18 protein-coding genes are annotated in these 21,564 nt (G+C 53.0%); 5 read left to right on the forward strand and 13 right to left on the reverse strand.

Features of this window, described 5'->3' with window-relative positions:
• From rffA to trxA, 9 genes are all read right to left on the reverse strand, one after another.
• Nucleotides 1-1,131 (reverse strand): dTDP-4-amino-4,6-dideoxygalactose transaminase, encoded by a 1,131-nt coding sequence (rffA, locus tag OGY37_RS10890; RefSeq protein ID WP_126319698.1) that lies wholly within the window; start codon nucleotides 1,129-1,131, stop codon nucleotides 1-3.
• A 4-nt stretch (nucleotides 1,132-1,135) separates the two neighbouring features.
• On the reverse strand, nucleotides 1,136-1,813 hold the full coding sequence (rffC, locus tag OGY37_RS10895; protein ID WP_286620782.1) for a dTDP-4-amino-4,6-dideoxy-D-galactose acyltransferase: 678 nt from the start codon (nucleotides 1,811-1,813) through the stop codon (nucleotides 1,136-1,138).
• Complete coding sequence (gene wecC / locus OGY37_RS10900; protein WP_008787073.1) at nucleotides 1,810-3,072, reverse strand: UDP-N-acetyl-D-mannosamine dehydrogenase; 1,263 nt, start codon at nucleotides 3,070-3,072, stop codon at nucleotides 1,810-1,812. Before wecC ends, rffC begins: the two co-directional genes overlap by 4 nt.
• Complete coding sequence (wecB, locus tag OGY37_RS10905; protein WP_032934208.1) at nucleotides 3,069-4,199, reverse strand: non-hydrolyzing UDP-N-acetylglucosamine 2-epimerase; 1,131 nt, start codon at nucleotides 4,197-4,199, stop codon at nucleotides 3,069-3,071. The genes wecC and wecB overlap by 4 nt, the downstream gene beginning before the upstream one ends.
• 55 nt (nucleotides 4,200-4,254) lie before the next feature.
• Complete coding sequence (wzzE, locus tag OGY37_RS10910) at nucleotides 4,255-5,301, reverse strand: ECA polysaccharide chain length modulation protein (protein ID WP_003829003.1); 1,047 nt, start codon at nucleotides 5,299-5,301, stop codon at nucleotides 4,255-4,257.
• A 12-nt stretch (nucleotides 5,302-5,313) separates the two neighbouring features.
• Complete coding sequence (gene wecA, locus OGY37_RS10915; RefSeq protein WP_003829006.1) at nucleotides 5,314-6,417, reverse strand: UDP-N-acetylglucosamine--undecaprenyl-phosphate N-acetylglucosaminephosphotransferase; 1,104 nt, start codon at nucleotides 6,415-6,417, stop codon at nucleotides 5,314-5,316.
• 238 nt (nucleotides 6,418-6,655) lie between these two features.
• Complete coding sequence (rho, locus tag OGY37_RS10920; protein ID WP_002437993.1) at nucleotides 6,656-7,915, reverse strand: transcription termination factor Rho; 1,260 nt, start codon at nucleotides 7,913-7,915, stop codon at nucleotides 6,656-6,658.
• 87 nt (nucleotides 7,916-8,002) lie between these two features.
• On the reverse strand, nucleotides 8,003-8,122 hold the full coding sequence (locus OGY37_RS10925) for a rho operon leader peptide (protein WP_049259789.1): 120 nt from the start codon (nucleotides 8,120-8,122) through the stop codon (nucleotides 8,003-8,005).
• A gap of 130 nt (nucleotides 8,123-8,252) precedes the next feature.
• Nucleotides 8,253-8,582 (reverse strand): thioredoxin TrxA, encoded by a 330-nt coding sequence (gene trxA, locus OGY37_RS10930; protein WP_001280776.1) that lies wholly within the window; start codon nucleotides 8,580-8,582, stop codon nucleotides 8,253-8,255.
• Nucleotides 8,583-8,725: 143 nt separating this feature from the next.
• Here trxA and rhlB point away from each other — a divergent pair, with 143 nt between their 5' ends.
• Together rhlB and gppA are read left to right on the forward strand one after the other, a co-directional pair.
• Nucleotides 8,726-9,994, forward strand: a complete 1,269-nt coding sequence (gene rhlB / locus OGY37_RS10935; protein WP_003829013.1) for an ATP-dependent RNA helicase RhlB — start codon at nucleotides 8,726-8,728, stop codon at nucleotides 9,992-9,994.
• 136 nt (nucleotides 9,995-10,130) lie between these two features.
• Nucleotides 10,131-11,612, forward strand: coding sequence for a guanosine-5'-triphosphate,3'-diphosphate diphosphatase (gene gppA / locus OGY37_RS10940; RefSeq protein ID WP_003829016.1), 1,482 nt, complete (start codon nucleotides 10,131-10,133; stop codon nucleotides 11,610-11,612).
• A gap of 51 nt (nucleotides 11,613-11,663) precedes the next feature.
• Here gppA and rep read toward each other — a convergent pair whose 3' ends face one another.
• Entirely contained in the window at nucleotides 11,664-13,685 is a 2,022-nt protein-coding gene (rep, locus tag OGY37_RS10945; RefSeq protein WP_003829018.1) for a DNA helicase Rep, read from the reverse strand.
• Between the two features lie 84 nt (nucleotides 13,686-13,769).
• On the opposite strand from rep, the gene ppiC reads away from it, so the two are divergent.
• The gene (ppiC, locus tag OGY37_RS10950) at nucleotides 13,770-14,051 is read left to right on the forward strand and encodes a peptidylprolyl isomerase PpiC (RefSeq protein ID WP_003017999.1); all 282 of its coding nucleotides are present in this window, start codon (nucleotides 13,770-13,772) and stop codon (nucleotides 14,049-14,051) included.
• 100 nt (nucleotides 14,052-14,151) lie between these two features.
• Here the strand turns inward: ppiC and ilvC are convergent, their stop codons facing one another.
• Nucleotides 14,152-15,627, reverse strand: coding sequence for a ketol-acid reductoisomerase (ilvC, locus tag OGY37_RS10955; RefSeq protein WP_048227382.1), 1,476 nt, complete (start codon nucleotides 15,625-15,627; stop codon nucleotides 14,152-14,154).
• 164 nt (nucleotides 15,628-15,791) lie between these two features.
• Here ilvC and ilvY point away from each other — a divergent pair, with 164 nt between their 5' ends.
• Both ilvY and fabV read left to right on the forward strand, forming a co-directional pair.
• Entirely contained in the window at nucleotides 15,792-16,694 is a 903-nt protein-coding gene (gene ilvY, locus OGY37_RS10960; RefSeq protein WP_003829023.1) for an HTH-type transcriptional activator IlvY, read from the forward strand.
• A gap of 172 nt (nucleotides 16,695-16,866) precedes the next feature.
• Complete coding sequence (gene fabV / locus OGY37_RS10965; protein WP_126319714.1) at nucleotides 16,867-18,060, forward strand: enoyl-ACP reductase FabV; 1,194 nt, start codon at nucleotides 16,867-16,869, stop codon at nucleotides 18,058-18,060.
• Nucleotides 18,061-18,123: 63 nt separating this feature from the next.
• Here fabV and ilvA read toward each other — a convergent pair whose 3' ends face one another.
• A complete protein-coding gene (gene ilvA, locus OGY37_RS10970; RefSeq protein WP_003018007.1) occupies nucleotides 18,124-19,668 on the reverse strand; it encodes a threonine ammonia-lyase, biosynthetic in 1,545 nt (514 codons plus the stop codon).
• A 5-nt stretch (nucleotides 19,669-19,673) separates the two neighbouring features.
• Nucleotides 19,674-21,524, reverse strand: coding sequence for a dihydroxy-acid dehydratase (gene ilvD, locus OGY37_RS10975; protein ID WP_103284534.1), 1,851 nt, complete (start codon nucleotides 21,522-21,524; stop codon nucleotides 19,674-19,676).
• Between the last annotated feature and the right edge of the window lie 40 nt (nucleotides 21,525-21,564).

A 21,564-nucleotide genomic window follows, 5' to 3' on the forward strand; every position in this document is an offset into this window, starting at 1 on the left:
TCAGGCGAAGTAGTTGAGTAAGGTCGAAATGACCGTTCGCTGGTTGACCGGCGACAGGTTGTAAAACAGCGGCAAGCGCAGCAGACGCTCGCTCTCTTTAGTGGTGAAACGATCAACACCGGCAAATACGCCGAATTTATCGCCAGCCGGACAATCATGTAGCGGGATATAGTGGAACACCGCCATAATTTCAGCTTCTTTCAAGAAGTTAATCAACGCCGTGCGATCGTCGATATCGCGCAGCTTGATATAAAACATATGGGCGTTTTGCACGCAGCCGTCCGGGACAGAAGGCAGCTCGATTCGTCCGGCACGCGCCAGCGGTTCGAGAGCATCATAGTAGTTCTGCCACAGCGCCAGACGCTGCTGGTTAATACGGTCAGCCGCTTCCAGTTGCGCCCACAGATAGGCAGCCTGCAGATCGGACATCAGATAGCTGGAGCCAATATCACGCCAGGTATACTTATCCACCTGACCGCGGAAAAACTGGCTGCGGTTAGTTCCTTTTTCACGGATGATCTCTGCACGTTCGACTAATTTTTTATCATTAATCAGCGTCGCACCACCTTCACCGCCTGCGGTATAGTTTTTGGTCTCATGGAAGCTAAAGCAACCGATGTGACCAATCGTCCCCAGCGCCCGACCTTTGTAAGTCGACATGACGCCCTGGGCCGCATCTTCCACGACAAACAGGTTATGTTTGGTCGCCAGCGCCATGATGGTATCCATTTCACAGGCTACGCCCGCGTAATGCACCGGAACGATAGCGCGGGTCTTGTCGGTGATCGCCGCTTCAATCAGCGTTTCGTCAATGTTCATGGTATCCGGGCGGATATCAACAAAGACAATTTTCGCACCGCGCAGCACGAAAGCATTTGCCGTGGAGACAAACGTATAGCTCGGCATAATGACTTCATCGCCAGGCTGGATATCCAGCAGCAACGCCGCCATCTCAAGCGATGCGGTGCAGGAAGGCGTCAGCAATACTTTCTCGCTGCCAAAATGCTGTTCCAGCCACTGTTGGCAGCGACGGGTAAAACCACCGTCGCCACACAGCTTGCCGCTGTTCATCGCAGACTGCATGTAATCGAGTTCAGTGCCCACCACCGGCGGTGCGTTAAATGGAATCATCGTGTCACCTGTATAACCAATACGCGGTGCTTTCCACATTCGCACCACTGTGTATATAGCGTTTAAGCGCGGCGGTATTGCCCATTTGGGTCGCCACGCGCAATGTTGTTTTACCGCGAGCCTGCGCCCAGCAAAGGGCAGCCTGCATCAGTTCTGCTCCCGCCCCACGCCCGGCCAGCAGGCCAATTCGCGCCTCGGTCGCATTCAGTTCACGCAACGAGACATAGCCACGAATATCACCAGCCGGTGTACGAAAAACGAGGCATTGATGATCGAACGTCCCCAGCACCGCGTTTTCAATCCACTGCGCGTAAAAACGCGCGCTGGCATCTGCGGCATACCACGGGGCGCGAAAACGACTTTGCGCGAACGCCTGTCCTGCCAATTGGCGTAATGCCGGGATATCCGTAGTTTGTGCGACCTGCGCACCGGGGTCGTCGCTGACACACATCACTGGCATTACGAAATCCACTTCACCTTCAACCAGTGAGAAGCCCAACTGTTGCAGGGCGTCTAATTCCTGGGTATTGGCGGCAGGAATTTTTGCCTGTACCCGCGACCAGGGCTGCAACACATCCGCAGTCAGAACCGGCGCGTATTGGTCAAAACGCACAATGGCGCTATTCACGCCAAAGAACGTATTTTCCCAGCTAAGCGGCTCAATACTGGCGCGGATTTTCACCGCCAGACCCCTTTGGTATCAACGATATATTGCTGGTGAACCGCATCGCCTTTAATGGCTTTAAATTCATTATGGTCGACCAGCAAGACCAGCACATCGGCGCTTGCCAGGGCATCGTCCAGCGCTGCCAGTTGGCACAGACCGTCCAGTTTTTTCGGCAGTTGATGGATATTCGGTTCCACCACCAATGTTTCGCCTTTGTGCCAATGCGCGATGCTTTGCGCAATTCCCATCGCCGGGCTTTCACGTAAGTCATCAATATTCGGTTTAAATGCCAGACCAAAACAGGCAATTTTCACTTCGCTGGCCCGTTTATTGGTATCCGCCAGACAGTCGGCCACGGCAGCTTTTACCTGATCAACCACCCAATGAGGCTTTCCGTCGTTTACCTCACGCGCGGTGCGAATCAATTTCGCCTGCTGCGGGTTCTGCGCCACGATAAACCACGGATCAACCGCGATACAGTGCCCGCCAACCCCCGGACCCGGTTGCAAAATATTCACGCGCGGATGGCGATTTGCCAGTCGAATCAGTTCCCAGACGTTGATCCCCTGATCGGCGCAAATCAGCGACAGCTCATTGGCGAAGGCGATATTGACGTCACGGAAGCTATTTTCAGTCAGTTTGCACATTTCCGCCGTACGGGCGTTGGTCACGACACATTCGCCCTCAAGGAAAATGTTGTACAGTTCGCTAGCACGCGCGGAACAAACGGAGGTCATTCCCCCAATCACGCGGTCGTTTTTAATCAGTTCAACCATCACCTGGCCCGGCAGCACGCGCTCTGGGCAATAAGCAATGTTAACGTCCGCGTGTTCACCGACTTGCTGCGGGAAAGTCAGGTCAGGACGCATTTCAGCCAGCCATGTGGCCATCTGTTCAGTGGCCCCGACAGGCGACGTCGATTCAAGGATCACCAACGCGCCTTTTTTCAGCACCGGTGCAAGAGACTTGGCTGCGGCTTCCACATAAACCATATCGGGTTCGTGCTCCCCCTTAAACGGAGTAGGCACAGCAATCAGATAGGCATCCGCATCTACAGGGGTTGTGGTCGCACGCAGAAATCCATTTTCGACCGCCGTTTTCACCACTGCGCCCAAATCTGGCTCAACGATATGAATTTCACCGCGATTAATGGTATCCACCGCGTGTTGATTTACATCTACGCCAATCACATGCTTTTGACGGGAAGCAAAGGCAGCCGCCGTCGGCAGTCCGATATAACCCAGCCCAATGACAGAAATGGTCGTAAAACTCATAGCGATATCCGATTATTTTTTAACGCGTGTAAAATGCGGCCACATGCCTGCCCGTCACCATACGGATTATGGGCGCGGCTCATGGTCTGATATTCATTGTCGTCATGCAGCAAACGCGTGACTTCTTCGACAATACGCTGCGGGTCGGTCCCTACCAGACGTACTGTGCCTGCAGTAATCGCTTCCGGACGTTCCGTCGTTTCGCGCATCACCAGTACGGGTTTCCCCAGAGATGGGGCCTCTTCCTGAATCCCGCCAGAGTCGGTAAGGATCAGCCAGGCGTGATTCATCAGCCAGACAAACGGCATGTAATCCTGCGGTTCAATCAGGATGACGTTTTCAACGTGACCCAGAATGCGATTAACCGGTTCGCTGACGTTAGGATTCAGGTGCACCGGATAAACAATCTGCACGTTCTGATTGGCCGCAGCAATTTCCGCCAGCGCATGGCAAATGTGTTCAAAACCGCGACCGAAGCTTTCCCGACGATGACCGGTCACCAGTATCATCTTTTTATCCGAGCTCAGGAATGGGTAATGCTCTGCCAGTTCAGCTCGCAATGCATCGCTCGCCAGTACGCGATCGCGTACCCAGATCAACGCATCAATAACCGTATTACCTGTAACGAAGATACGGCTATCAGAAATGTTTTCTCGTAACAGGTTTTGGCGCGAGTTTTCTGTTGGTGCAAAATGATACATCGCCAGATGCCCGGTCAGCGTACGGTTCGCCTCTTCCGGCCAGGGAGAGTAGAGATCGCCTGTACGTAAGCCTGCCTCCACATGCCCTACCGGGATGCGCTGATAGAACGCGGCCAGGCTAGTAGCAATGGTGGTTGTGGTATCGCCGTGAACTAACACAACGTCAGGTTTAAAATCAGCCAGAATTGGCTTTAATCCTTCCAGTATTCGGCAGGTAATTTCTGTTAGTCCCTGACCTGGCTGCATAATATTGAGATCGTAGTCAGGTACAATGGAAAAGAGGTTCAACACCTGATCGAGCATCTCCCGATGCTGCGCCGTGACGCAAACTTTTGCCTCAAAATCAGGATCTTTTGCCAGCGCATGAACCAGAGGTGCCATTTTTATGGCCTCCGGTCGCGTGCCAAATACAGTCAGTACTTTCACATCGATTCTCTTCGGATTGGCAGTGAGGGCCCAGCCCCTCACTGCAACGATATTGCTAAATCGTGCGGCGACGGGTTAACGCGACACCGGCACCGATCAGAGCCCCAACGATGCCCCACATAATCATCAGGAAGGCACGACGAGGGCTGTCACGTTTTACCGGTTCCTCCGGCGTACGCAAATAACGATAGGTCTGAAAACGCGGATCCAGAGTTGGCCCAACGTTCAGTGTGTTAAGCATGGCTCGGTTTTGGAAGTAGTCCAGATCGAAATCGGGACCAACAGATTGCAGGTTTTCGAGTCGTGCCTGCAGCATAGGACGTCCAAGCAAAAACAGTTCAGAATCGGGTAGCTCTTCAGCCGGAACGTCAGTGGAAGTACGCGAAATATTATGCTGTTCAGCAATTTTGAGAGCCTGCTCAATGTTGTGAACTCGGCGAGAGAAAATCGATTTCGCCACTTCTTCCTGGCGTTTAACCTGCGCCTTCATCTGCACAGTGCGCGCAGCCCAGGCTCCCTTTAACTCGTCGTTCAGATGACGCGCCGCACGCTGACTGGCAAACGCGACGTACTGACGCAACAGATTGTTGGCATCAGGTGCCGTTTCGGCAATCAGCTTCACGCTGTCATTGGTATTACGAACCGCATCGCCGGGCATAAACTGAATGTTATTAATCAGTTCATCCAGCATCGCCGCATCGGCTTTACTGTTACCCACCATACGTTGCTTGTAATAATCAGTCTGCTGCCAGAATTCACGGCGCGTATCCCATGAGGCAAGCTGCATGATAAATTCTTTATAGGCCTCATCCATCACTGACGGCTGATCCGCAGATGCAAGACTGGCCTTGATGTCCAGGTTACGTAAGAACTGCTGCTGAGAGTAATAGCCGCCCAACATATTAACCGTTGGCCTGTCTGAAATCGCCGTCGCGCTCCACTCCTGACGAGCAAAAAACGTATAGGCGAGAGCGACTAACGCGAAGGCGAGAGCCATACCGACGATCCACACCTTCCCTGTCCACAAAGTACGAAACAACCCACGGATGTCCAGTTCATTTTCAGCGCTCATGGCATGTTCCCCCGGTAATGGTTGTGTCATCGTACCCTCAATTTATTTGGTTAAGTTTGGTTTACTGTCACGGTTTCTACGCAACTTGCGCTTCCAGCGTTTGATAAATCTCGCTACCTTCCAGGCACGTTTAATACAATAGTCGTACAAGACAAATGCCAGTAAAAAGAGCACCAGCATCACCCATTCCGGAACGACCCGGGAATATTCAGCCAGTACACCAATGGCAGCCAGGATCGCAGCAGCCAGCGTAATCAGGACAAAAGCCTGTCGGGAGGTAAACCCGGCACGCATGATTAAATGGTGAATATGTTGACGGTCCGGGGAGAAAGGGCTCATGCCTTTACGTAAACGACGATACATGATCGCCACCATATCCATTAACGGAATAGCAATAATCCACAGTGCGGTGACCGGACTAATAGGATGCGTTTTACCTTGAGTGGTCTCCAGCAGGATCCAGATGACCGTAAAGCCAATCAGCGTACTCCCCGCATCGCCCATAAAGACCTTATAGCGCCGTCCGAGAATACCCAGGTTCAGCATGATGTAAGGCAGAATGGCGGCGATCATGGCAAAACACCAGATAGCCAGGCTTGTCTGGCCGTCAAACCACAAGATAAGCCCCATTGCGGCGAATGATACGCTGGATAGCCCGCCTAACAGACCATCAATCCCATCCACCATGTTAAAGGCGTTAATTGCAGCCCAAACGGCGAAAAGGGTAAGGAAATAGCCAAAAGGACCGAGCACCATCTCCCAAGGGCCAAAAATGAACCCAAGGCTCAACAGATAGAGCTTACCTACCGCCATCATAATGATGCCGATGATAGCCTGGATGGTCGCACGGATTTTTACACTGATATCAAAGCGGTCGTCCAGTGCACCGATAAATACCAGTACACCAGCACAAGCCAGGTAGAGAGTTGCATGCGGGATATAATAATCGGCGATGAGGAACGTAAAGCAAATGCCTGCGTAAACCGAAATCCCCCCAACCAACGGAATCAGTCCCTGATGACGTTTGCGGAAGTTGGGTTTATCCACCAATCCTATCTTTTTCGCAACCTTACGGGCAAAGAAAAGAAACAGCGTTGTGAATAAAAAAATACTGATGAGATCAGTACTTGCTGTCAGTAAATTCACTATACATACTCTCAAAGAATATCAATATATGAAGTATAACCATCCAGGCGATTATTCAGAAGAGAAACCCGATTCCATATCAGGTGGTTCTGTATGATTATTAACCACAAAATACGAACTACAACCCTTCGTCGCCAGGCGGTATGTCATACCGGATTATTATTATTGTGTCGTTAAGATTACATCCACAAAAGCAAAACGCCACGTAAAAACGTGGCGTTTTCAGATGATGCCCGAATCAGGAACGCTTCATCATATCGAAGAAGTCGTCATTGGTCTTGGTCATCGCCAGTTTGTTAATGAGGAATTCCATTGCGTCGATTTCACCCATCGGATGGATGATTTTGCGCAGGATCCACATTTTCTGCAGCTCTTCCTGGGTGGTGAGCAGCTCTTCTTTACGGGTACCGGAACGGTTGTAGTCGATAGCCGGGAAGACGCGTTTTTCAGCAATCTTACGAGAGAGATGCAGTTCCATGTTGCCGGTACCTTTAAACTCTTCGTAGATAACTTCATCCATTTTAGAGCCGGTATCAATCAGCGCAGTCGCGATGATGGTCAGGCTACCGCCCTCTTCCACGTTACGTGCAGCACCAAAGAAACGCTTAGGACGATGCAGGGCGTTGGCGTCCACACCACCGGTCAGTACTTTACCGGAAGCCGGAACCACGGTGTTATATGCACGCGCCAGGCGGGTGATGGAGTCAAGCAGAATGATAACGTCTTTCTTGTGTTCAACCAGACGTTTCGCCTTCTCGATAACCATTTCCGCAACCTGAACGTGACGGGAGGCTGGTTCGTCAAAGGTAGAGGCAACCACTTCACCTTTCACCAGACGCTGCATCTCGGTAACTTCTTCCGGACGTTCGTCAATCAGCAGCACCATCAGCACGCAGTCAGGATGATTGTATGCAATGCTCTGCGCGATGTTCTGCAGCAGCATGGTTTTACCCGCTTTCGGCGGAGCAACAATCAGACCACGTTGGCCACGACCGATCGGCGATGCCAGATCCAGTACACGCGCCGTTAAGTCTTCAGTAGAACCGTTACCACGTTCCATACGCAGACGAGAGTTTGCGTGCAGCGGCGTTAAGTTCTCAAAGAGGATTTTGTTACGGGCGTTTTCTGGTTTGTCGTAGTTAACTTCGTTAACTTTCAACAGCGCAAAGTAGCGTTCACCTTCTTTCGGCGGGCGAATCTTACCAGAAATGGTATCACCAGTGCGGAGGTTGAAACGGCGGATTTGGCTGGGAGAAACGTAGATGTCATCAGGACCGGCGAGGTAGGAGCTGTCTGCAGAGCGGAGGAAACCAAATCCATCCTGCAATATCTCCAGCACACCGTCACCAAAGATATCTTCGCCACTCTTTGCGTGCTGCTTCAGGATGGCAAAAATAATGTCCTGCTTGCGCATACGAGCCAGGTTTTCAAGGCCCATATTTTCGCCGAGAGTGATCAGCTCAGAAACCGGCGTATTCTTTAATTCGGTAAGATTCATAATGGTGTGAGTTCTTAAACTTGGGGTAAATCTCGAACTTAATGTTGTGAATGGTATGGCAGGGTCATCCATGCCTGTTTACGGCCATCAACTCATGTCTGTTCGCTGTCTGGTCACAGGAAAGTACGCAGAACTGAAACGACAAGACGGATTGAGTGACAAGCCAGGAATCTGTCCACTCCTCGCGCGAGAAACAACGGGAAGTATTGGATATAACTAGATTCAAACTTAATAAGGTATGTTTAATACGAAGTCAACACTAACTTAGCACGACTCAAGTCGGGCGTCCAGTCATCCGAATCATTTCGAAGTAGGGTCGCCCGATCATGAGACTTCCTTACGCTAAATTAGCGTCGAGGAATTCTTTCAACTGACCTTTGGACAGCGCGCCGACTTTCGTCGCCGCAACTTCACCGTTTTTAAACAGCAGCAGGGTCGGGATGCCACGGATACCATACTTCGGCGCGGTGCCTGGGTTTTGGTCAATGTTCAGTTTAGCAACCGTCAGTTTGCCCTGATATTCGTCAGCGATTTCATCCAGAATCGGAGCGATCATTTTGCACGGACCGCACCACTCTGCCCAGAAATCAACGAGGATTGCTCCGTCCGCTTTGAGTACATCCGTGTCAAAACTGTCGTCAGTCAGGTGAATAATTTTATCGCTCATAATAACTCCACAGGAATAAGCCTGGTGCATTGGTGTAGCATTAATCAACGACGTGTTGATGTAGCATTAACCAACTAAAGGTTGACTTTATTTCACCGGATACGCTTTCGTAAAGCAATAGTAAGCTGATATTCTACCACACTATGAGCAAAACACATTTAACAGAACAGAAGTTTTCCGACTTCGCCCTGCACCCAAAGGTGATAGAAGCCCTTGAAAACAAAGGCTTTCATAACTGCACGCCCATTCAGGCCCTCGCGCTGCCGCTAACGCTGGCTGGTCGTGATGTTGCCGGGCAGGCGCAAACCGGTACCGGAAAAACGATGGCGTTCCTGACGTCAACGTTTCATTATCTTCTCTCTCATCCCGCGATTGCCGATCGCAAGGTGAACCAACCGCGTGCGTTAATTATGGCGCCAACGCGTGAGTTAGCCGTGCAGATCCACGCCGATGCCGAGCCGCTGGCACAGACCACGGGTCTGAAATTAGGCCTGGCGTATGGCGGCGACGGTTATGATAAACAACTGAAAGTGCTGGAAAGCGGCGTCGATATTCTTATCGGCACGACCGGTCGTCTCATCGACTATGCAAAACAGAACCACATTAATCTGGGCGCGATTCAGGTCGTGGTGCTGGATGAAGCCGATCGTATGTACGATCTGGGCTTTATTAAAGATATCCGTTGGCTGTTCCGTCGTATGCCGCCAACCACCCAACGTCTGAACATGCTGTTTTCTGCAACCCTCTCATACCGCGTTCGCGAACTGGCGTTCGAACAGATGAATAACGCTGAGTACGTTGAAGTCGAACCGGAACAGAAAACAGGCCACCGCATTAAAGAAGAGCTCTTCTACCCTTCCAACGAAGAGAAAATGCGTTTGCTGCAAACGCTGATTGAAGAAGAGTGGCCAGATCGCGCCATTGTTTTTGCTAACACCAAGCATCGTTGTGAAGATATCTGGGGCAGCCTTGCTGCGGACGGTCATCGCGTCGGTCTGCTGACCGGTGACGTAGCACAGAAAAAACGTCTGCGTATTCTTGATGAGTTCACCCGTGGCGATCTCGACATTCTCGTTGCGACGGATGTCGCTGCGCGTGGCCTGCATATCCCAGCAGTAACGCACGTATTTAACTATGACCTACCGGATGACTGTGAAGATTACGTTCACCGAATCGGTCGTACCGGACGTGCTGGCGCAAGCGGTCACTCTATCAGCCTGGCCTGTGAAGAGTACGCGCTGAATTTACCCGCAATCGAGACCTATATCGGCCACTCGATTCCGGTAAGCAAATATAACCCGGATGCGCTGATGACCGATCTGCCGAAGCCGTTGCGCTTAACGCGCCCGCGTACAGGCAATGGCCCACGCCGTACCGGTGGTGCTCCGCGTAATCGTCGTCGTTCAGGTTAAGAAAAGTTATGCCATACACAAAATCATTCAGCCTGTATCAAGGCGGCAAGAAAACGAATCCCGATGAGCTTACTTTAGTAAGTGATTCGGGTGAGAGAACGCAGCCAACACAGATACAGGTTGAAGGATGAAGTGTATGAATTCTACTTCGCTGTATGCGGCAATCGATCTCGGCTCGAATAGTTTTCATATGCTGGTTGTACGCGAGGTGGCAGGAAGCATCCAGACGCTCACGCGTATCAAACGCAAAGTGCGTCTGGCCGCTGGACTCAACGGTGACAACGAGCTCTCTGTTGAAGCGATGGAGCGCGGCTGGCAATGCTTGCGCTTGTTTGCAGAACGTCTGCAGGATATTCCGCATCCACAAATCCGCGTGGTCGCCACGGCAACATTACGCATCGCCGTAAATGCCGATGTGTTTATTGCCAAAGCGCAAGAGATCCTTGGCTGCCCTGTCCAGGTAATTAGCGGTGAAGAAGAAGCGCGACTGATTTATCAAGGTGTAGCCCACACAACCGGCGGTGCCGATCAGCGTCTGGTTGTGGATATTGGTGGCGCCAGCACTGAATTAGTCACCGGTTCCGGCGCACAAACCACCTCTCTGTTCAGCCTGTCAATGGGCTGCGTCACCTGGCTCGAACGCTATTTTACCGATCGTAATCTGGCACAGGAAAACTTTGACGAGGCAGAGAAGGCCGCACGTGAAGTTCTGCGCCCGGTCGCCGACAAACTGCGTTTTCATGGCTGGAAAGTTTGCGTTGGTGCCTCTGGTACCGTCCAGGCGTTGCAGGAAATCATGATGGCGCAGGGTATGGATGAGCGTATTACGTTGGCCAAACTGCAGCAGCTTAAGCAGCGCGCCATTCACTGCGGTCGTCTGGAAGAGCTGGAAATCGAAGGGTTAACGCTGGAACGTGCGCTGGTTTTCCCCAGCGGGCTGGCCATTCTGATTGCTATTTTCACCGAACTGAACATTCAATGCATGACCCTGGCCGGCGGCGCATTACGTGAAGGTCTGGTCTACGGCATGCTGCATCTGGCGGTGGATCAGGATATTCGTAGCCGCACATTACGCAATATCCAGCGTCGCTTTATGGTCGATACAGAGCAAGCACATCGCGTTGCTAATTTAGCGACTAAATTTCTCGATCAGGTAGAAAAAAAGTGGCATCTTGAACCGATTAGCCGCGAACTACTGATTAGTGCCTGTCAGCTGCATGAAATTGGCCTAAGCGTTGATTTTAAACAGGCACCACAGCATGCCGCTTATCTGGTGCGCAATCTCGATCTCCCGGGTTTTACCCCTGCGCAAAAGAAACTGCTAGCAACGCTGTTACTCAACCAGACCAATCCCGTCGATCTCTCTTCGCTCCACCAGCAAAACGCAGTGCCACCGCGCATCGCAGAGCATCTTTGCCGTTTGCTACGTTTGGCGATCATCTTCGCCAGCCGTCGCCGTGACGATCTTGTGCCGGAAATTCAAATGGATGCAAGAAACGAGCACCTGACGGTCACGCTACCAGAAGGCTGGCTGGAACATCATCCGCTGGGTAAAGAGTTAATCGATCAGGAAAGTCAGTGGCAAAGCTATGTCCACTGGCCACTGGACGTTCATTAGATGTTGGTTGCCGGATAGCGCGCGTTTACACGTATCCGGCCTACAAAATACCTACTTCGCTTTGGCTTTCGCCATCATTGCCCGAATATTAGCGATGCTGGCCTGCCCTTTTTGCATCCGCTCCTCAGCGCTCACCACTTTACGCTCTTGCTCCCAGATAACGTCATCCTGTGGCAGCTCCAGCAGGAAACGACTCGGTTCCGGACGCACCAGCTCACCGTACTGACGACGCTCTTTACACAGCGTGAAGATGAGTTCTTTCTGTGCACGCGTAATCCCTACGTAAGCCAGACGACGTTCTTCGTCGATATTGTCTTCATCGATACTGCTCTGGTGCGGCAAAAATCCTTCTTCCATTCCCACCATAAACACGTACGGGAACTCCAGCCCTTTGGAGGCATGCAGCGTCATCAATTGCACCTGATCCAGCTCTTCTTCACTCTCTCCACGTTCCATCATGTCGCGCAGAGTAAAGCGGGTAACGACCTGGGTCAGGGTCATTGGCTCTTCCAGCTCACTGCCTTCCAGCATCTCCGTCATCCAGCTGAACAGCGTATTGACGTTTTTCATACGCATTTCAGCCGCTTTCGGGCTCGGCGAGGTTTCATACAGCCAGGATTCGTAATCAATACCGTGAATAAGATCGCGCACAGCGGCAACCGGTTCGCGCTCCGCCAGGCGCTGAATTTCACCCAGCCAGTGCGTAAAGCGGGTCAGAGAGTCATACCCGCGCCCGGTCAGTGTCTGGCTAAGCCCCATATCAAAGCTGGCGGTAAACAGGCTTTTATTACGCGTCATCGCCCATTCACCCAACTTTTGCAGCGTAGCCGGACCGATTTCACGCTTTGGCGTGTTTACGATGCGCAAAAATGCGCTGTCGTCATCCGGGTTGCTCAGCACACGCAGGTAGGCCAGCAGATCTTTAATTTCCGGACGCGAGAAGAACGATGTTCCGCCGGAAATTTTGTACGGGATACGGTTCTGCATTAGAAACTTTTCGAACACGCGTGACTGATGGTTGCCGCGATACAGGATGGCGTAGTCTTTATATTGAGTCTTGTTCACAAAGTGATGGGCAATTAATTCCCCGGTCACGCGTTCCGCTTCGTGCTCTTCATTATTGGCACTTAGTACCTTCAGCTCAGCACCGTAACCCAGCTCGGAAAAGAGCCGCTTTTCAAAGACGTGTGGATTGTTCGCAATGAGGATGTTCGCTGCCTTAAGGATGCGACCTGATGAACGGTAGTTTTGCTCCAGCTTCACCACCTGCAAAGCCGGAAAATCTTTGCTCAACAGTACCAGGTTCTGCGGACGGGCGCCGCGCCAGGAGTAGATCGACTGATCGTCATCGCCTACGACGGTAAAGCGCGCACGTTTCCCTACCAGCAACTTCACCAGCTCGTACTGGCTGGTGTTAGTATCCTGATATTCATCCACCAGCAGGTAGCGGATTCTGTTTTGCCAGCGCTCACGTACTTCTTCATTGCGCTGTAGCAGCAGCGTGGGAAGCAGGATCAGATCGTCAAAATCGAGGACGTTGCACGCCTTCATATGCGCGTCATACAGACCATAGCAGTGGGCAAAAATACGATCGCGCTCGCCTTTTGCGCTGGCTGCCGCCTGCGCTGGCGTCATCAGATCGTTTTTCCAGTTGGAGATCGTCGAGATCAGCTGCTGGAGAATAAGCTTATCGTCTTCGATTAGCCCTTCGGTCAGTTCCTTAAGCAAGGCCACCTGGTCAGTATCGTCAAACAACGAGAAGTTAGACTTCATCCCCAACGCAGCATATTCACGCTTAATGATATCCAGTCCCAGGGTGTGGAAGGTGGAGATCATCAACCCACGCGCCTCTTTACGACCCAGCGTTTGTGCCACGCGCTCTTTCATCTCGCGCGCAGCCTTATTGGTAAAGGTCACTGCCGCAATATGTCGTGCCTGATAGCCACATTCACGGATCAGATGGGCAATTTTGTTGGTGATAACACGCGTCTTGCCGGAACCCGCTCCCGCCAGCACCAGGCAAGGTCCGGTGACGAATTCGACGGCTTGTTGTTGTCCGGGGTTCAAACGCATAAAGGGTCACTCATGAAAGTCGGGAGGGGAGAATAACAGCGTGGTAGTATAGCCAGCCTTAACCACCCCACTCAAGGCACGATCATGGCAAAAACAGCAGCAGCAGTGCATATCCTTGTTAAAGAAGAGAAACTGGCACTGGATCTTCTGGAGCAGATTAAAAACGGCGCCGACTTCGGCAAACTGGCGAAAAAACACTCCATCTGCCCATCAGGCAAACGCGGCGGTGATTTGGGCGAATTCCGTCAGGGCCAGATGGTTCCGGCATTCGACAAAGTGGTCTTTTCCTGCCCTGTGCTGGAGCCAACCGGTCCGCTGCACACTCAGTTCGGTTACCACATCATTAAAGTACTGTACCGTAACTAATAGAAAGCCCGGTGTTTAAACACCGGGCTTTTTTTGCCGGATAGCGCTTCGCTTATCCGGCCTACGAAGCGCTGTTGATATGCCATTCCTCTATGAGGAATTATCCTGCGACCGCAATGCGCTTCATATCGGTCATGTAGCCACGCAGTTTCTGGCCCACTTTCTCGATAGCATGACCGCGAATCGCATCGTTCACGTCACGCAGCTGCGCGTTGTCTACCGCGCCTTCAGCAATCGCTTTGCCCAGGTCGCCGGTCTGCAGGGTGGTCATAAACTCTTTCAGCAGCGGTACGCAGGCGTAAGAGAACAGGTAGTTGCCGTATTCTGCGGTATCAGAGATAACCACGTTCATTTCGTACAGACGCTTACGGGCAATGGTGTTGGCGATCAGCGGCAGTTCGTGCAGTGATTCGTAGTAAGCAGATTCTTCAATGATGCCGGAATCCACCATGGTTTCGAACGCCAGCTCAACGCCCGCTTTCACCATCGCAATCATCAGAACGCCTTTATCGAAGTACTCCTGCTCGCCGATTTTACCTTCATACTGCGGAGCGGTTTCGAACGCGGTTTTGCCGGTCTCTTCACGCCAGGTCAGCAGTTTCTTATCGTCGTTGGCCCAGTCAGCCATCATGCCGGAAGAGAATTCACCGGAGATGATGTCGTCCATGTGTTTCTGGAACAGCGGCGCCATAATTTCTTTCAGCTGCTCGGACAGTGCGTAAGCACGCAGCTTAGCTGGGTTAGACAGACGGTCCATCATCAGGGTGATGCCGCCCTGCTTCAGCGCTTCGGTGATGGTTTCCCAGCCGAACTGAATCAGTTTTTCAGCATATGCCGGGTCAGTACCCTCTTCCACCAGCTTATCGAAGCACAGCAGAGAACCGGCCTGCAGCATACCGCACAGGATAGTCTGCTCACCCATCAGATCAGATTTCACTTCCGCAACGAAGGAGGACTCCAGCACACCCGCACGGTGACCGCCAGTAGCCGCAGCCCAGGCTTTAGCAATCGCCATGCCTTCGCCTTTCGGATCGTTTTCCGGGTGAACGGCGATCAGCGTAGGTACGCCGAAACCACGTTTGTACTCTTCACGCACTTCTGTACCCGGACATTTCGGTGCCACCATCACGACGGTGATGTCTTTACGGATCTGCTCGCCCACTTCCACGATGTTGAAGCCGTGGGAGTAACCCAGCGCTGCGCCGTCTTTCATCAGCGGCTGTACAGAACGCACAACGTCGGAGTGCTGCTTGTCCGGCGTCAGGTTAACCACCAGATCAGCCTGCGGGATCAGCTCTTCGTAGGTACCCACTTTGAAGCCGTTTTCGGTCGCTTTACGCCAGGAAGCACGCTTCTCAGCAATGGCTTCTTTACGCAGTGCGTAGGAGATATCCAGACCGGAGTCACGCATGTTCAGGCCCTGGTTCAGACCCTGAGCACCACAGCCGACGATGACCACTTTTTTACCCTGAAGGTAGCTCGCACCATCGGCGAATTCGTCGCGACCCATAAAGCGACATTTACCCAGCTGTGCCAGCTGCTGGCGCAGGTTCAGTGTATTAAAGTAGTTAGCCATGATGGTGTACTCCGTAATGTTGTGTTGTGGTGCTTATTATTCGGTTCGCAGATTTGTATTTGCGAGATTGAATCCACATTACAACAGGAAATTTATTGCGGAAATTGATATATTCACAACGTCACATTGCAATTTATGCAACGTAGAAAATCGGAGGCTCGTCTGTGGATTTACGCGATCTGAAAATGTTCCTGCATTTGGCTGAAAGTCGTCACTTTGGCCGCAGCGCGCGGGCAATGCACGTCAGCCCATCCACGCTTTCCCGGCAGATTCAGCGCCTCGAAGAAGACCTCGGCCAGCCGCTGTTTGTGCGCGATAACCGCACGGTTACGCTGACCGAAGCCGGTGAAGAGCTGCGCGTGTTTGCCCAACAGACGCTGTTGCAGTACCAGCAGTTACGTCACACCCTCGATCAACAAGGGCCGTCGCTGTCAGGCGAACTGCATATCTTCTGTTCGGTAACTGCCGCCTACAGCCATCTGCCGCCAATCCTTGACCGTTTCCGCGCCGAGCATCCATCGGTGGAAATTAAGCTCACCACCGGCGACGCCGCCGATGCGATGGACAAAGTGGTCACTGGCGAAGCCGATCTGGCGATTGCCGGTAAGCCCGAAACGCTGCCCGGCGCGGTGGCATTCTCGATGCTGGAGAATCTGACGGTCGTGCTAATCGCCCCGGCGCTGCCCTGCCCGGTGCGTAATCAGGTATCGGTCGATAAGCCCGACTGGTCAACGGTGCCGTTTATCATGGCCGACCAGGGTCCGGTACGCCGCCGCATCGAGCTGTGGTTTCGCCGTCACAAAATCAGCAACCCATCGATTTACGCCACGGTGGGTGGCCACGAAGCGATGGTCTCAATGGTGGCGCTGGGCTGCGGCGTGGCGCTGCTGCCGGAAGTGGTGCTGGAAAACAGCCCGGAGCCGGTACGCAACCGCGTGATGATTTTAGAACGCAGCGACGAAAAAACGCCGTTCGAGCTGGGCGTCTGCGCGCCGAAAAAACGGCTGCATGAGCCGCTGATTGATGCGTTCTGGAAGATTGTTCTGGAACGTAAATCCGCCGAGTAGCGCCAGCGTCAGGCCTAAAATCAGTGGTAGATTCAGTATTGGCGCTCCTTTTCTGTATAATGTCGTGATCCATTGTAGTGGGGGGCTTGTTAACCATCGCGTTAAGCAGGCCAGAACAGACGGTGTCATTGCGCACTTGACAGCGAAAATACAAACTTAATTAGCCATCATTATGATAATCAAACCAAAAATTCGTGGATTCATCTGTACAACGACCCATCCGACTGGCTGCAAAGTCAACGTGGAAAAGCAGATCGAGTATGTTAAGCAGAACGGGAAAATCGAGAACGGCCCGTCTCGCGTGCTGGTGATCGGTGCTTCCACCGGTTACGGTCTGGCTTCCAGAATTTCCGCCGCCTTTGGCAGCGGTGCCGCCACTATCGGCGTATTTTTCGAAAAACCGGGCACGGATACCAAACCAGGTTCCGCAGGTTGGTATAACTCTGCAGCTTTCGACGAAGCGGCCAAGCGTGAAGGTCTGTACTCCAAAAGCATCAACGGCGATGCGTTCTCTGACGAATGCCGTGATGAAGTGATTAAACTGATTAAAGAAGACCTGGGTCAGATTGACCTGGTGGTTTACTCACTGGCTTCCCCAGTGCGTAAAATGCCGAAAACCGGTGAAGTTGTCCGCTCTGCGCTGAAGCCAATCGGTGAGGTTTACACCTCTAAAGCGATCGATACCAACAAAGATCAGATCATCACCGCCAGCATTGAGCCGGCTACCGAAGAAGAAGTACAGAACACCGTCACCGTGATGGGCGGCGAAGACTGGGAATTGTGGATGGGCGCGCTGAGTGAAGCAGGCGTGCTGGCTGAAGGCGTGAAAACCGTAGCCTACTCCTACATCGGTACCGACCTGACCTGGCCAATCTACTGGCACGGCGCGCTGGGCAAAGCGAAAGAAGACCTCGATCGCGCGGCGGGTGAACTACGTAACCAGCTGGCCCCGCTGAACGGTTCCGCTAACGTTGCCGTACTGAAGTCCGTCATCACCCAGGCATCTTCTGCGATTCCGGTAATGCCACTGTACATCTCCATGGTCTTCAAGCTGATGAAAGCGCAGGGGATTCACGAAGGTTGTATCGAGCAGATCAACCGTCTGATGACCACCAGCCTGTACGGCGATAAAGTGGCGCTTGATGACAACCAGCGTATTCGTATGGATGACTGGGAACTGCGTGACGACATTCAGCAGGCATGCCGCGATCTGTGGCCGCTGATCACCACCGAAAACCTGGCGCAAGAAACCGACTATGCAGGATACAAGCAGGAATTCCTGAACCTGTTCGGTTTTGCCCTCGACGGTGTGGATTACGACGCTGACGTGAATACCGAAGTCGAATTCGACGTTATCACGCTGTAATCTGCTGATTCAGTAGCAAAAAGGGTTCATGTTTTTACATGAACCCTTTTTTAATGGCTGTTGTTAACCCGCCAGGAAGAACCTGAACGCCGGGTTATGTGTTTCATCGTGACAGTCATAACCCAGCTCGTTTAGCCGCGTTTCGAAATCAGGCTCGTGTTCACCCAACTCAAACGCCGCCAGTACACGACCATAGTCAGTGCCGTGACTGCGATAGTGGAACAATGAAATATTCCAGTGCGTCCCCAGGGTATGCAGGAATTTGAGCAACGCCCCCGGCGATTCAGGAAATTCAAAGCTGTAGAGACGTTCCTGTAAGGGTTTCGACGGGCGTCCACCGACCATATAACGTACGTGTAGCTTCGCCATCTCGTCATCAGACAGATCCACCACGCTGTAGCCGCCCTCATTGAGCAGTTGCAGGATTTCCTTACGTTCCTCCAGCCCACGGCTCAGACGTACGCCGACAAAAATGCAGGCGTCTTTCGCATCAGCAAAACGGTAGTTAAATTCGGTCACCGAGCGCCCGCCCAGCAGCTGACAGAACTTCAGGAAGCTGCCCTTTTCTTCCGGAATAGTTACTGCCAGCAAGGCTTCGCGCTGTTCCCCAAGCTCGCAACGTTCGGAAACGTAGCGCAGGCCGTGGAAGTTAACGTTAGCGCCGGAAAGAACATGCGCCAGACGCTCGCCGCGAATATTATGCTGGGCGATGTATTTTTTCATCCCCGCCAGCGCCAGCGCCCCGGAAGGCTCCGCCACCGCGCGCACATCTTCGAACAGGTCTTTCATTGCCGCGCAAATAGCATCGCTATCAACAGTAATAATATCGTCGAGATATTCCTGGCACAGACGGAAGGTTTCATCGCCGATACGTTTCACCGCCACGCCTTCGGCAAAGAGACCCACACGCGGCAGATCCACCGGATGACCGGCATCCAGCGCCGCTTTCAGGCAGGCCGAATCTTCCGCTTCCACGGCAATTACTTTGATTTGCGGCATCAGCTGTTTAATCAGCACCGCAACACCTGCCGCTAATCCGCCACCACCAACTGGCACGAATACGCGATCGAGATGCGCGTCCTGCTGGAGCAGCTCCAGCGCCAGCGTGCCCTGCCCGGCAATCACCATCGGATGATCGAACGGTGGAACCCAGGTAAAACCTTGCTGCTGCGACAATTCAATCGCTTTAGCTTTAGCTTCATCAAAATTCGCGCCGTGCAGCAGCACTTCTCCGCCGAAGCCGCGAACGGCATCGACTTTGATATCGGCGGTAGCCGTTGGCATGACAATCAGCGCCTTCACGCCTAATCGCGCAGAAGAGAACGCGACACCCTGAGCATGATTACCAGCCGATGCGGTAATGACGCCATGCGCTTTTTGCTCTTCGGTCAGGCCCGCCATCATGGCATAGGCTCCGCGCAGCTTGAAGCTGTGAACGGGTTGACGGTCTTCGCGCTTCACCAGAATGACGTTGTCGAGGCGCGAAGAGAGTTTTTCCATTTTCTGTAGCGGCGTTACCTGTGCCGCTTCGTATACCGGCGCACGCAGTACCGCTCTGAGATACTCGGCACCCTCAGGAGCGCCGGATAGAGGTTGTGAATCCGCCATGGTCATTATCCCCCGAGCTTCGACTTATCGCGCACCGCACCTTTGTCGGCGCTGGTTGCCAGGCTGGCGTAGGCGCGCAGTGCGAAGGAGACCTGACGCTGACGATCTTTTGGCGTCCAGGCTTTGTCACCGCGAGCTTCCTGCGCTTCACGGCGCGCAGCGATTTCCGCATCACTCAATTGCAGTTGAATGCCACGATTCGGGATATCGATGGCAATCATGTCACCATCTTCGATAATCGCGATATTACCGCCGCTGGCCGCTTCCGGAGAAACGTGACCAATGGAAAGCCCCGAAGTACCGCCGGAGAAACGACCATCGGTAATCAGCGCGCAAGCCTTGCCGAGGCCCATCGATTTCAGGAAAGTGGTTGGGTAGAGCATTTCCTGCATGCCTGGCCCGCCTTTCGGCCCTTCGTAGCGAATGACAACCACATCACCAGCCACCACTTTACCGCCGAGGATTGCTTCAACCGCATCGTCCTGGCTTTCGTACACTTTTGCCGGGCCGGTGAATTTCAGGATACTGTCATCCACGCCTGCGGTTTTTACGATACAGCCGTTTTCCGCGAAGTTACCGTACAGGACTGCCAGACCGCCGTCTTTGCTGTAAGCATGTTCCAGCGAGCGGATGCAGCCTTCAGCGCGGTCGTCATCCAGCGTATCCCAACGACAATCCTGTGAGAATGCCTGGGTAGTACGAATGCCGGCCGGGCCGGCGCGGAACATTTTTTTCACCGCGTCGTCTTTGGTCAACATCACGTCATAACGATCGAGCGTTTGCGGCAGAGTCAGACCCAGCACGTTTTTCACGTCGCGGTTCAGCAGTTCGGCACGATCCAGTTCGCCTAAAATACCCAACACACCGCCTGCGCGGTGCACGTCTTCCATATGGTATTTCTGCGTGCTCGGCGCCACTTTACACAGCTGCGGGACTTTGCGGGACAGCTTGTCGATATCACTCATGGTGAAGTCGATTTCCGCTTCCTGCGCGGCCGCCAACAGGTGCAGAACGGTATTGGTGGAGCCGCCCATGGCGATATCCAGCGTCATGGCGTTCTCAAACGCCGCTTTGCTGGCAATGTTGCGCGGCAGGGCGGAGGCATCATCCTGCTCGTAATAGCGTTTGGTCAGCTCGACGATGCGTTTACCTGCGTTGAGGAACAGTTCTTTACGGTCGGCGTGAGTTGCCAGCAGTGAACCGTTACCCGGCTGTGACAATCCCAGCGCTTCGGTCAGGCAGTTCATGGAGTTAGCGGTGAACATCCCGGAACAGGAGCCGCAGGTTGGGCAAGCGGAACGTTCAACCTGCTCGCTTTGTGAGTCGGAAACTTTCGGGTCCGCGCCCTGAATCATCGCATCAACCAGATCCAATTTGATGATTTGGTCAGAGAGCTTGGTTTTCCCGGCTTCCATCGGACCACCGGAAACAAAGATCACCGGAATATTCAGGCGCAAAGAGGCCATTAACATCCCGGGGGTGATTTTGTCGCAGTTGGAGATGCAGACCATCGCATCGGCGCAGTGGGCGTTAACCATGTACTCAACGGAGTCAGCGATCAGCTCACGCGACGGCAGTGAATACAGCATGCCGCCATGACCCATGGCGATACCATCATCCACAGCAATGGTGTTGAACTCTTTCGCCACGCCGCCTGAGGCTTCGATTTGTTCGGCAACCAGCTTACCGAGATCGCGCAGGTGGACGTGACCCGGCACAAACTGGGTAAAGGAGTTCACCACAGCGATAATCGGTTTACCGAAGTCATCATCGGTCATCCCGGTGGCGCGCCACAATGCGCGGGCACCCGCCATATTGCGGCCGTGGGTGGTGGTAGCAGAACGATACTTAGGCATGCTTGATTAACTCCCGTCTGTCTTTCCCCTGCATACTTCA

Source organism: Citrobacter sp. Cpo030 (assembly GCF_030333005.1).
Taxonomy (GTDB): domain Bacteria; phylum Pseudomonadota; class Gammaproteobacteria; order Enterobacterales; family Enterobacteriaceae; genus Citrobacter; species Citrobacter portucalensis.